Source organism: Microcystis ichthyoblabe FBCC-A1114 (assembly GCF_050500245.1).
In the GTDB taxonomy this organism is placed as follows: domain Bacteria; phylum Cyanobacteriota; class Cyanobacteriia; order Cyanobacteriales; family Microcystaceae; genus Microcystis; species Microcystis ichthyoblabe_A.
The window spans coordinates 3153918-3166427 of sequence record NZ_CP191408.1 but is presented as its reverse complement, the minus strand read 5'-3'; the positions used below and the strand labels follow the sequence as shown (position 1 = coordinate 3166427).

Sequence of the window (12510 nt, the reverse complement as noted above, 5' to 3'; positions counted from 1 at the left end):
GCTCATTGCCCAACTTCTCAGCAAGATTCAGCCTGTAGAGACTCGACTAATTCGATTAATTGTCTCTCGTTGGCATTATACACTTCCCGACAAAACTCACAGACGGCTTCCGCTTGTTTATCTTTTTCGATGATGTCTTTTAATTCATCGACCCCGAGGAATTTTAAAGCTCCTAGGGCCCGTTCAAAAGAACAATCACAATCAAAACGCAGCAACTGCACAGCCGGAAAAATTTCTAGACCCATATCTCCGAGAAGTTCCTGAAAAATATCTTCTAGTCCTTTTCCTGCGCGTAAAAGAGGCGTAAATCCCGTTAATTTTCGCAATCTCGACTCTAAACGAGCCACCAAGACCTCATCCCGGGCTGCTTCTTTAGAGAGAACTTGTAATAAAATTCCCCCGGCTGCCGTTACTCCTGTGGTTGTACCGACAAAAACCCCCACTTGCAAAGCGGAGGGAATTTGTTCCGATTGGTCTAGATAGTAGGCGATATCTTCCCCCACTTCCCCAGAAACTATCTCGACGATGCTTTCTTGAAGTTCATTTCTCCCCTCGCCTTTTTCTTCGCGTAAGACTCGCACATAACCCTTGTTACCCACCGCGCGACCCACATCTAATTTACCCTTAGCATTGGGGAGTAATTCCACTTGGGGATAGTCCACATAACCGCGCACCGTGCCATCGAGTCCGGCATCAACCAAAACACCGCCCAGGGGACCATCGCCTTTAATGCGAATATTAATCCTAGAACCGGGTTTTTTTAAACTGGAAGCCAAGAGTAAAGCCGATGCCATCGTGCGACCGAGAGCAGCGCTGGCTACGTTAGATAATTGATGTCTTTGGCGAGCTTCTTCGGTTAAACGGGTGGTAATCACTCCTACTACTCTAATTCCCCCATCGGCGGCCGTGGCGCGGATTAATTTATCTGCCATACTACTTACTGTTATCCTTGGAAAACACTGTCCCGATTTTTAGTTATTCTTTAACTAACTTAACAAAAATTATCAGACAATCATATGTTCGGCAATTTTCAACAAAGTCAGCTGCGTATCGAAATCTCGGCCAGTGAACAGGCTATCGGGGATAGTTTGCTCAAAACTGCTCATCTCCGTCAATGGCTGTGGCCGCAAATGCTCTCACCTAATCTACCCGATAAATTAGAGGAAGGTTTGACTTTTACCTCTTGGTTAGGTTTAATCCCCGTACAACATCAGGTTTTATTGGCCAATGACCAGTGTTTACGCTTGCTTTTGAGTCAAGGTATCGATGGCTATCACGAATGGTATTGGGGCGATGGTTGGTTACAATCGCGGTTAGAAGGCATTTCTCTCCTTCCCCTCAATCTCGGTCAAACTCTCAGTTTATTGAAATTACGACTATTTCTGAGCAATCAAAAGTAATGAGTAATCAGTAAACAGTGAACAGTAATCAGTGAACAGTAATCAGTAAACTAAAAACTCACACCTGATAACTCACATTTGGTAACTGATAACTGATAACTCACACCTGATAACTGATAACTGATTAGGGTTGAGTTCCATCGAGACGGATTTCACATTGACGAGCATCGAGGTTAGTTAGAGAAGTTCCAGTATAAGTGCCTTGTTTAACTATTCCTAGCAGAGAAGCGATAACTATACATTTTTTTTCTTGGTTGGGATAGGGATCGGCGGTGGCATTGGCGGCGGGATATAATACGATTATCGCTTGGTTTGCCCTCGGAACAAAGGTTAACCTCGGCACATGACCCCGAAAGGAAAACTGTACCCCCGGAGTGCCGCCTAGGGTGGGAAAATTCCTCACCACCATAAATATTTCCTCTGGCAGATTTAGGGAACTCGCATTAGTATTAGTCGCCACTAAACAACCTGCTTCAGTGGCAGTTATTTGCGAGTAAACTGTGGGGCCAGTGCCAGTCGGGTTAGTAAAATTAATCGTGCAACTTTTCCCTCGACGGATAGCTTGTCTTTGGGCATCCTCTAGAGCTAATTGTATAGCATCGGTGGCTTGTTGGACTTCATTTCTATTCAACCACGCTAATAAATTAGGTCCGGTTAAGGCGGCAAGAATTCCCGTAATTGCCAAAGCTACCAAAATTTCTAACAGGGTAAAACCCTGATTTTTATGGTGGACATTTAAACGACGCATCGGGAATCACCTCGACAGAACTTTCAGCAATAACATCTTCTTGGTTGGGGTAATCTTTAGGAGTTTCATCTGTTGCTTCGACTCGATAATCAATACGGAGACGATGGGGATGATTCGCTTGGTTAGTAATATTAAAAGTTCGATAGATAGAATAGTTTTTACCAACAATTTCTTTTGTTGCTACTAATGTTTCTTCAGGTAAATTATCAGAGGGAATAGCATAATCCTTACTGGGATCATCTGGATCAAATTTCGGACTGTCAGGAGGTTCAGCATTCGGTAATCGCCTCCTTAATTCAATGGCATAACCTTGATTCGGATCTGAGCAAACATTAGGAAATATTTCACTGAAAAGATCGAGATCATGATTATCTACATTGACGCTATCATCATTGTCATTAACATCTAAAGTCGAAGCTAAAAATTTGACATCCTCAAAATCTTCTTGAATCCAAAAGTTAGCTTGAGCCTGTCTTTCTGACCGAACTTTATATAAGGCAGTGAACGCCATTAACTGTAGGGTTCCTATTGAGAAAGCGGTAATAGTTAAAATGGCAACCATCACTTCTAACATCGAGAAACCCGACTCGGATGATGACAGTTTTGACTGTATCCCCTTTCCTTTTGATTTCACTTTTTACCCCCCCCCGTTTTTCCCGAAAACTACTGGCTTTTTTATATCTCAACTACAGAGTACGCAAATGATCGGATATTTCTAACTTTAGTCAGGGAATTAATTCCCCGAAAACCCTATTTTTCAATTGAGTCAGATTGTCTAAGTAGCTGGTTTCAATTAAATTGAAGATAGATTCTGGGTTCGATCCCCCCTTAATCCCCCCTTGATAAGGGGGGTGCTGATCCCCCCTTAATCCCCCCTTGATAAGGGGGGCATCCGCAAGTTTTTAAGACCTACCTACTTAAACTCTCATTCAGTCATCATTGTACACTAATCTAGTCTTTGTCTGTGGTTACAATCGGCGATCGAGATTAAACTTAACCAGCAATATTAGAGCCACTAACAGCTTATCCGCCTAAAATAGCAATTCCTACACCCATTAACAGAATTAATCCACCATAAATAACTTCTTGGGGGGGGATTTCCCCAAAAATGAACACTCCTAACAGACTAGCTGCGATTGGCTCTAATAAAATTACCATGGTTACTATTGTCGGTGCTACCCATCGCAAAGCCCAGTTAAAGCTAGTATGACCGATTAATTGCGGAAAAATCGCCATCATTAACACATAAACATACACGGATAGGGGATAGCTTTCGTAATCTTGACCAAATAAAAAAATAGAAGGTAATAAGGCTAATCCTGCGGTAGTGTAGGCTACAGTTATATAATTCTTAATATTTAAGCCCTTCCTTTGTGCTTCCCGTCCGAGGAGAATATAACCACTGACGAGAATTGCCCCAATTAAAGCCAAGCTATTGCCCAATAAAGGGTTAGGATAAGAACTACTCACATCTCGATCGGCTAAAACAATCAATAATCCCCCCGTTAAAGCCACAAAAATGCCGATAAAAGTTAATTTTGTCGGTTTTTCTCGAAACCACCACCAACCCAACAGGGAAACCCAGAGGGGGTTAGTGGTGACTAAAGTGGTAGAAGCGGCGATCGAGGTGTAGGATAGAGAAGTAATCCAAGTAGCAAAATGGAGAGCTAAACAAAATCCTGCCCCCACTGCGTAATAATAGGCTTGAATAGGAACTTTTTGGCGTGATAAGGTCAACCAGTTCGGAATTAGGACAACAGAAGCTAATATCAGACGGGAAGTCGCTAAAAATAAACTAAATGCGATCGTAGCATTACCTACCGCTTCGATCGCTAACCGGATAAAAATTGCCGATGCAGAAACCGACACCACACCGATAGTTAGAATAAAAATAATTTTGGCGTTAGAAGGAGGCAAAATAGGCTACGCTTACGCGATGATCAATGATGTTATTCACCAGTTATTTTAACCGTAGGCAGTAGCCAGTCCTCAGTAGCCGGTCGTCAGGAAATAGGAGATTATTTTATTTATTCTCCCCACACCCCACACCCCACACCCCACACCCTACACCCCATTCACTTGATTATGGAACTACCAGAATTAAATATAGAGATAATTTGGGCGATTATTAACGATGAAATTGACGACGAAACCGTTAATAAATTGGTTTGGCAAAGTTTAGGTTATCGCTACGATGAAAGTCAAGGAAAATGGGATAATAGTCAAGTAGAGGAAGATTGGCTCCGTGAATATCCCGAACCCCCGGATTTTATTGCCAATCGTCCCCCAACAGTAAAATTAACTCGATCGATCTTGCCAGAAAATAAACAATTATTAAAAGATAAATTGGGGTTTACCGGTTATAAAATTGGCGAATTCAATCCCCGCATGACTCGCCGTGCCACCGCCGCTAATTGGTTGTGCTTTTATGGGTTAAAATAGATCAGGAAAGTTATTTTATCAAGCTTCTAGCATGGTTACTATCCCTGTCAAGTCCTCCTCTCATCCCCTAGCATCCTATATTGAGCGTCTCACTGCTGGGGAAGCATTGTTAAAAGATACTCCCCAGAATTTGATCGAGGTAGTGGGTATCCTGAAAAGTTACGGAGTGGTGTTAGATGCTTATTCCAAAAATTTAATTTATATTGCGGAAAATCAGTTTTTGGTTTTTTTCCCTTTCTTTAAATATTTTAATGGTCAAGTATCTTGGCAGAAATTACTACAACACTGGTGGCATAATCGCATTAATTTTGAGTATGCTGAATACTGTATGAAAGCGATGTTTTGGCATGGTGGGGGTGGTTTAGATAGTTATGTAGATGGTGCCGCTTTTCGGGAAGTGACAGCCAAAGTTATTCAAGCCAAATTTAGGAATAATCCCCTAGTTTTAATTTTAAATAAAGCCTTTCCTGAATTTTTGCCAGAACAAATGCGGATGATGGCCTACTATAGCGGTTTAGGTCAATTTTGGCGAATTATGGCCGATACTTTTTTAAGTTTATCCGATCTCTACGATGTCGGAAAAATTACCAATATTCCCGAAGTGGTGGCACACATTAAGAAAAATTTAGTTGATAATGCTAGTCAAGCAATTGTCTATCAGGTAAAAATCAAAGGACAAACCTATGATCTGATCCCCAAATCGGCAGGATTAACCTTTCTTGCAGATACGGCAATCCCCTACGTTGAGGCGGTTTTCTTTCGCGGAACACCTTTTCCCGGTACAATTTCCTATAATGCCCAAGCCTATCAAATTCCCTACGATCAAGGAATGTTTGCCTATGGTGCTTTGTATGCGGATCCTTTACCCATCGGAGGTGCAGGGATTCCTCCCACACTATTAATGCAGGATATGCGTCACTTTTTGCCAGATTATCTGCACGACATTTATAAAAAAAGTTTTCGTCAAGAGGAAGATTTATTAGTCCAGATTTGCGAAACTTTTCAAAAGTCGATGTTTTGTGTGACAACGGCAGCCATTCAAGGATTAGCACCTTACCCTTTAACTACCACAGATTTAAAAGAACAAAAAGCCAATCGCATCTATCTAGAAGCATGGATGAATCGCTTTGTCAAGTCAAGATTAGAAGCGGTAAATCAATAATTATTCTGCCGATAAATCGGTAAGTTTTGCAGTCAACAAACCCCCTTTACATTTATGTCAGATATTAACGCCCAACTTCAGGATATTTTAGCTCAATTGCAATCTTTAACCGAACGGGTTGCCCTCATCGAAGCGCGGCAGATGTTAGTACCAGACATCGAGCGCTATGGTAAATTACAGCAATTACTAGCTGAGGGGAACTTTAGGGAGGCAGACGCAGAAACTCTCCGAGTTATCCTCGAAACTGCCGGCAGAACCCGCGATACTTTAACCCCAGAGGATATGATGCGGTTTCCCGTTAATGTGATTCGAGTACTCGATCGCCTTTGGAAAAATTATAGCGGCGATCATTTCGGTTTTAGCAATCAGGTGAAGTTATATTTTGCCGCCGGCGGTAGTATTAACACCCTGCGTACCCAAGACGCGGAAACGATTAGAAAATTTGGTGAATTGGTAGGATGGCGCGATAAAGAGCAGTGGCGTATCGATGATTATGATCACTGGGATTTTAGTCTCGCAGCTCCTCAAGGTTGTTTTCCCGCTCTCTGGTGGAAATCTCCCTACGGGTTAAAAATGGTGACTTTTTGCTTTACTCGCCTGATAGAGTGCGATTTATAGGCAATGAAAGGGATTATCGGCTATTTTCGGGCTTTATTATCCCCCCAATTTGCTCCCACCGGGATAAAAGTGGCTGTAGTAGTGGGGACAATTTTATTGACAATTAACCACGGTTATGCTATAGTGGGCGGCCGTATGACAAGCGATCGCTGGCTGGCGGCATCACTGACTTATCTAGTTCCCTATCTGGTCAATGTTCATGGGCAGTATAGCAGTTATCGCCGTCAGCAGTGGCCGAAAAAATCCCAACAATAAAGGCAATGAATATACCTCTAAGTGGTGATTTCTTTGACTCTAGGGAACTCCCTGTTAGCAGAGGGCTGCTATGATAGCGATCGAGAGGAATATTGGGGAGTCCGATTTACCATGGCTGCTGTTTTATTGAAAACTGGCGAATTCCAAGAAATCCCTGATGATCAGTTAATTTCTTTCCTCGAGAAAAACCGAGATTTGATTCAAGATCGACAATCACCCAGAAAAAGAGCGATTAAAAGACCTATACCGTTCAATGTGACCTCTTTCGAGTCTTTTAAACTATAAAATAGCAGCAGTATCTACTCTAGGGTAAGATTAACTCCCTTAGCTAGGATTTGATAGCTGCGATCGCTCTCTTTTCAGTAAGGCACTAGCGAGAAAAATGCCCAGTATTGCCAATACAGCCATAGCATAAAAAGCATAAGTGTAAGTACCGAACCAATCGCGAATTCTACCAGTTACTAAAGTTCCGATCAAAGCACCGACACCGTAGGCAGTAAAAACAATACCGTAATTTTGGGCGTAGTGGTCAGGATTAAAGAAGTGGAGAGTGGTAGCGGGAGCTAGGGCTAACCATCCCCCTAAACAGAACCAAAATAGACAAAAAGCCACTAGATAGCTAGTAACTGCCCCTTTTTCGGCCTTGACCATCAACAGGCAACCGATCAAAATGAGTGTATAGGCCCCAATCGCTAGATAATGGGGTTTCCAGCGATCGCTCAACCAACCGAACAAAGGACGACTAATACCATTAAACAAGGCAAATAGAGCAACACTACTAGCGGCTAACCCTGGCTCAATCTGAATAATTTCCTCAGCGACGGGACTAGAAATACCGATGGCACTCAAGCCAATTAAAGCACCAATAGCATAGCAAAGCCATAAGCCATAAAATGAGCGACTTTTCAGCATATTCACTGGATAATTGGCCTGAAAGTCGGATTTTCGATTAGCTAAATTTGCGGGAGGTTGCCAGTCCTGGGGGGGTAATTTCATGGCGAGGGCAATAATCATAATAATTATTGTAAAGATAATCCCCAAAAATCTTAAACTTGGTCTAACGCTATATTCATTGATTAATCGATTGGCTAAAGGTGCGGTAATCAGGGGAGAAAGGCCAAATCCGATGATAGTTAAACCCACCGCTAAACCTTTTTTGTCGGGAAACCAGCGTGCCACCACTGCCATGGGAACACCGTAAGCGATGCCGACTCCCGTGCCAGCAATGACTCCGTAGGTCAGAATAATTGTCTGGATCTGAGCGGCAAAACTAGCGAGAATATAGCCTAAACCGACGATAATTCCGCCGATAGCGGTCATCCTGCGAGTACCTACCCGGGGGATATAAAAACCGGCGATCGGCATAGAAGCGGCATAAAACACTAGGGCCACAGTGTAGGGTAGTAAGCTTTCCGTGGCGCTGAGATTTAACTCTGTTTCTAGGGGTTTTCTAAAGATACTCCAAGAGTACACCGTCCCTAAACAGAGTAAAACGCCCATTCCTAGAGGTATTAATAACCATCTACCTTTGGCTGCGGGTAATCCCAAAACTGTCAACTCGGAATCATAATTACTGGTAGTCATAGATCGCCGTGACTCTTTCTAGACTTGTCTGGCCAGTATTCTAGATGAGGTCATGGCTAATAGGGCCAATTTTCCAGAAAATTTTCCGATTAAAATGGGGGGTGAAATAATTCACCCCCTTAAAAGTCTCTCCCCATCTATAGCTGAGGGACTTCTGACGAACTTTAACTAAACTGCTGCGAAGTAAACTTTTGACTTCACAGGATCGGGAACCATGGTAGCATCGCCTTCTTGCCAACCGGCGGGACAAACTTCATCCGGATGGGATTGGACGTATTGAATCGCTTTCAGAGTGCGGAGGGTTTCATCGACACTGCGACCAAAGGAAAGATTATTAATAGTAGCGTGTTGGATAACACCTTCTTTATCGATGATAAAGAGACCACGCAGGGATACCCCCGCATCAGGATCAAGAACATTGTAAGCGGTGCTGATTTCTTTTTTCAGATCCGACACCAAAGGATAGGCCACATCCCCCACACCGCCGGATTTTCTCTCGGTTTGAATCCATGCGAGGTGAGCAAATTCGCTATCGACGGACACCCCTAAAATCTCGGTGTTGATGCTGGCAAATTCGCTAACTCGATCGCTGAAAGCGGTAATTTCCGTGGGGCAAACAAAGGTAAAATCGAGGGGATAGAAGAATAAAACGACGTATTTACCCCGATAATCCGACAATTTGATGGTTTTGAACTCTTGATCGAAAACGGCGGTCGCGGTGAAATCCGGCGCCGCTTGTCCGACTCTTAAGCAACCTTCGGCGGTCATACTTTTAATCTCCTTAATCTAGTTTCTGGGAAAATGCAACTATTTTTACATTCCTTAACAACTATATCATAGTCATAACGATTTTGAGTAATTGGCCGTTAGTTGGTTGTTGGGAAGGTTGTCAGCTGTACTGAATTTAAACTGCATATTGGAAATTTTAGTACAAATGCTCAAACTGCCGATCCCTGCTCCCTGCTGCCCGCTCCCTTGCAGTCTTAACGAGTAATTTAGATAGTCAACAGCTTATCGGGGGAGAGCAAAAGAATTTAATAGACTGCATAATTTTCACTTTCGCAGCCACAATAATAATTTAAGGACAGCGAAAGAGATCGTCACCCGGGGAAGTCAGCCCATTGTACAACTTAGTACATCTTTCTTGCCTCAACGCTCCGACCTGCTGCTGTCTGCTTTTACTTATAGTTACAAAGGCTATGTCAATGTCATCAAGCACCGGTAAATATCTATCCTCATCCCAACGTCAGCAACTTCTCGAAATCTCAACAGAACCGAATATCCTCGATATCGATCGCAAACGGATTCAAATCATTCTTTTCGCTGACGAGGGCAAATCCCAGGGCGAGATCCGTAAGCTTCTCGATTGTACTGCCGCCACCGCTAGTAAATGGATACTGATCGCCGAGAGTGGCAAGATCGATCGCTGGCAAAAATACCGCCGCGGTCGCCCTTCAAAAGTTGATCAACCTTACCTCGATCGCCTGAAGGAACTGATTAGTAAATCCCCCCGGGATTTCGGCTATTCCTTTAAGCGATGGTCGGGAGTTTGGTTAGCGCGGCATCTAGAGAAAGAATTCGGGGTTGCACTCACCCCCACCCACATCAATCGCCTCCGCAAACAGCTACAGCCGCTCCGCATCGTCGATCTTTCTCCTTCAGCCAAAGCTTAAAACAACTATGCTCGATACTCACAGCCTCGTCAATCCCTGGCCGGAATTCCTGTCCGAAACCCAGTGGCGGAGTCTCCAGAAAACGGCGATCACCCTCTCTCCGGAAGCGGGTACACTGCCCGTACAGTCGGGGTTATACCTAGTCGTTGGCGGCAAAGTTCGTATAGCGAACTCGCAGCAAAAAGAGATGATTGCGCTCAAAACCGGCGAATTTTTCGGGGAATTCTCCCTCTTTCCCCGATCGGGTTTTCTTCCCTACTCGGTTCGAGTCTCGGCGAAGGCGGAACTACTTCTTATCCCCGAGTCCGCCCTGAGGCCGATCCTGAAAAAACACCCCGCCCTGAAAAAAACATTACTGCAACGGGCGCGGGAAATTGAGCAACTTCTTGGGACGAAGACAGAAGAAACGGACAAAAAAAGCGATCGAGCCTATTTCCCCTCTCCGGCGCGGCGGTTAGGTCACTGGATCGGGCAATCCCTCCGCCGTTATCCCTTCTTCGAGCAACAGTCCGCCTCCGATTGCGGGGCGGCCGGTTTAGTCATGATCGCCCGTTATCACGGCAAAAGAATCAGCGTCAACCGTTTGCGGGAAATGGCCAACGTCAACCGCGACGGGGCATCCCTGAAGGGACTGATCACCGCAGCGGAAAATATCGGCCTCTCCACCCGTCCGGTAAAAGCGACTCTAGAGGGATTAGGGAAACAGCCCCTACCGGCGATCGCTCACTGGGAAGGCAAACACTTCGTTGTTATCTGGAAAATTACCCCCAAACAGGTGATTATTGGCGATCCAGCGATCGGGCAATTAACCCTAAGTCGTGCCGAATTCGCCAGTAAATGGACGGGATTCACCCTGCTGCTCCAACCGAACCAGAAATTCCGGGACACGAAAGAGGATAAAACCTCTCTCTGGCAGTTTTATCGCTTACTGGAACCCCATTGGTTCGTGCTGCTGGAAATTTTCGTCGCCTCGCTTTTTATCCAGATATTCGGCTTAATTACGCCGATTTTCACCCAGTTAATCCTCGATCGAGTAATCGTCCAGGGGTCCTTAACTACCCTTTGGGCGATGGGGATCGGTGCGCTAATTTTCGGGGTTTTTCGGGTAGCAATTACCGGTTTACGCGCCTATCTCCTCGATCACACCGCTAATCGCATCGATACGGCATTAATCACCGGTTTTATCCGCCATACCCTCAGCCTTCCCCTCGGTTATTTCGAGTCCCGCTATGTGGGCGATATTATTTCTCGCGTCGGGGAAAATCGCAAGATTCAGCGTTTTCTCTCTGGGGAAGCTCTCTCGATTTTACTTGACTTATTAACGGTTTTCGTGTATGTGGCGGTGATGTTCCGCTATAGCTGGCAATTAGCCCTCATCAGTTTGGCGATCGTGCCACCGTTCTTTTTCCTTGCGTTAATTTCTACCCCTTTTCTCCAGCGAATATCCCGGGATATTTTTCAGGCGATCGCTAAAGAAAGCAGTTACCTGATCGAGATTTTAACCGGTATTCGTACCGTCAAATCTACCGCCACAGAGCGCTCGACCCGTTGGCACTGGGAAGACCTTTTCTCGGTGGAGGTCAAGAAAAATTTCTCCGGGCAGATCATCGGCAATAATCTCCAGATATTCAGTAATCTGATCGAATCTTTAGCGACGACGGGGTTACTCTGTTTCGGTGCCTATCTAGTGATTCAAAATCAATTATCGATCGGACAATTGATCGCCTTTAATATGCTTTTTGCCCAGATCATCGCGCCTTTTCAACGCTTAACCGTTCTCTGGACGCAATTTCAAGAAGTCAATATCGCCGTCGAGCGCATTAACGATGTACTAGACGCAAAGCCGGAGGAGAATTTAGAGGAACTTTCCCGTCAGTTTCTCCCAGAATTACAGGGACATATTCGCTTTGAAAATGTCACCTTTCGCTACCACACCGACAGCGATCAGAATGTTTTAGAAAACCTCAGTTTTGAAATTTTACCCGGTCAAACCGTTGCCATCGTCGGTCGGAGCGGTTCGGGAAAAACCACGATCTCGAAATTACTGATCGGCCTCTATCCCCCCACCGATGGGAAGATATCGATCGACGGTTACGATCTGAGTACGATCGCCCTCAGTTCCCTCCGGCAACAGGTGGGAGTCGTCGATCAGGATACCTTTCTCTTCGGTTCCACGATTCGGGAAAATATCAGTTTAGGTCATCCCGATCGCCCCCTAGAAAATGTGGTGGTCGCGGCGAAATTAGCGGGAATTCATGACTTTATTCAATCACTGCCGATGGGGTACGAAACCCAGATCGGCGAGGGTGGAGGGCTACTTTCCGGGGGACAGAGACAACGGATCGCCATCGCTCGATCGTTGATGGGAGAGCCGCGGTTATTAATCCTCGATGAAGCCACTTCCCACCTCGATACCGAATCGGAACGGATTATTCAAACAAATCTCCAGAAAATTCGGCAGAATCGCACCATGGTGATTATCGCCCATCGCCTCTCTACGGTGCGGAACGCGGATTGTATTCTCGTTCTCGATCGAGGGGTATTAGTCGATAGTGGAACCCACGAAGAATTAATGGCCAGACCTGGAATTTACCGTAATTTGAACTCTAATCAATTGAGTGAATAACT

The 12510-nt window shown here is 44.8% G+C and carries 14 protein-coding genes; 8 read left to right on the top strand and 6 right to left on the bottom strand.

From position 1 onward, the window contains the following. Positions 1–17: 17 nt before the first annotated feature. Positions 18–932, bottom strand: coding sequence for an Hsp33 family molecular chaperone HslO (gene hslO, locus ACQY1Y_RS15280; protein WP_002752445.1), 915 nt, complete (start codon positions 930–932; stop codon positions 18–20). Positions 933–1016: 84 nt separating this feature from the next. On the opposite strand from hslO, the gene ACQY1Y_RS15275 reads away from it, so the two are divergent. Next, positions 1017–1400: a hypothetical protein gene (locus tag ACQY1Y_RS15275; protein WP_002737184.1), complete on the top strand. Its 384-nt coding sequence runs from the start codon at positions 1017–1019 to the stop codon at positions 1398–1400. A gap of 124 nt (positions 1401–1524) precedes the next feature. On the opposite strand, the gene ACQY1Y_RS15270 is transcribed toward ACQY1Y_RS15275, so the two are convergent. The 3 genes from ACQY1Y_RS15270 to ACQY1Y_RS15260 form a co-directional block, all read right to left on the bottom strand. Further along, entirely contained in the window at positions 1525–2148 is a 624-nt protein-coding gene (locus tag ACQY1Y_RS15270; protein WP_430013079.1) for a pilus assembly FimT family protein, read from the bottom strand. Continuing rightward, entirely contained in the window at positions 2123–2722 is a 600-nt protein-coding gene (locus ACQY1Y_RS15265; RefSeq protein WP_430014683.1) for a type 4 pilin, read from the bottom strand. The genes ACQY1Y_RS15270 and ACQY1Y_RS15265 overlap by 26 nt, the downstream gene beginning before the upstream one ends. A 449-nt stretch (positions 2723–3171) precedes the next feature. Continuing rightward, positions 3172–4065: a DMT family transporter gene (locus ACQY1Y_RS15260; RefSeq protein WP_430013078.1), complete on the bottom strand. Its 894-nt coding sequence runs from the start codon at positions 4063–4065 to the stop codon at positions 3172–3174. A 168-nt stretch (positions 4066–4233) separates the two neighbouring features. On the opposite strand from ACQY1Y_RS15260, the gene ACQY1Y_RS15255 reads away from it, so the two are divergent. The 5 genes from ACQY1Y_RS15255 to ACQY1Y_RS15235 are packed head-to-tail and all read left to right on the top strand — an operon-like array spanning position 4234 to position 6910. Then, positions 4234–4590 carry a DUF1823 family protein gene (locus ACQY1Y_RS15255; protein WP_271935011.1) on the top strand — a complete coding sequence of 119 codons (357 nt, stop codon included), beginning with the start codon at positions 4234–4236 and terminating at the stop codon, positions 4588–4590. A 31-nt stretch (positions 4591–4621) separates the two neighbouring features. Then, entirely contained in the window at positions 4622–5752 is a 1131-nt protein-coding gene (locus tag ACQY1Y_RS15250) for a CO2 hydration protein (protein ID WP_016517069.1), read from the top strand. A 54-nt stretch (positions 5753–5806) separates the two neighbouring features. Beyond that, positions 5807–6370 (top strand): GUN4 domain-containing protein, encoded by a 564-nt coding sequence (locus ACQY1Y_RS15245; RefSeq protein WP_002776305.1) that lies wholly within the window; start codon positions 5807–5809, stop codon positions 6368–6370. 3 nt (positions 6371–6373) lie between these two features. Then, positions 6374–6625 carry a nitrate/nitrite transporter NrtS gene (gene nrtS, locus ACQY1Y_RS15240; protein WP_123229848.1) on the top strand — a complete coding sequence of 84 codons (252 nt, stop codon included), beginning with the start codon at positions 6374–6376 and terminating at the stop codon, positions 6623–6625. Between the two features lie 33 nt (positions 6626–6658). Further along, positions 6659–6910: a hypothetical protein gene (locus ACQY1Y_RS15235; protein WP_430013077.1), complete on the top strand. Its 252-nt coding sequence runs from the start codon at positions 6659–6661 to the stop codon at positions 6908–6910. A 39-nt stretch (positions 6911–6949) separates the two neighbouring features. Here ACQY1Y_RS15235 and ACQY1Y_RS15230 read toward each other — a convergent pair whose 3' ends face one another. Both ACQY1Y_RS15230 and ACQY1Y_RS15225 read right to left on the bottom strand, forming a co-directional pair. Then, a complete protein-coding gene (locus tag ACQY1Y_RS15230; RefSeq protein WP_430013076.1) occupies positions 6950–8209 on the bottom strand; it encodes an L-lactate MFS transporter in 1260 nt (419 codons plus the stop codon). Positions 8210–8377: 168 nt separating this feature from the next. Further along, complete coding sequence (locus tag ACQY1Y_RS15225; protein WP_002735961.1) at positions 8378–8977, bottom strand: peroxiredoxin; 600 nt, start codon at positions 8975–8977, stop codon at positions 8378–8380. A gap of 437 nt (positions 8978–9414) precedes the next feature. Here ACQY1Y_RS15225 and ACQY1Y_RS15220 point away from each other — a divergent pair, with 437 nt between their 5' ends. Then, positions 9415–9882, top strand: coding sequence for a helix-turn-helix domain-containing protein (locus tag ACQY1Y_RS15220; protein ID WP_430013075.1), 468 nt, complete (start codon positions 9415–9417; stop codon positions 9880–9882). Between the two features lie 7 nt (positions 9883–9889). Continuing rightward, positions 9890–12508, top strand: coding sequence for an ABC transporter transmembrane domain-containing protein (locus tag ACQY1Y_RS15215; RefSeq protein ID WP_430013074.1), 2619 nt, complete (start codon positions 9890–9892; stop codon positions 12506–12508). Positions 12509–12510 lie beyond the last annotated feature (2 nt).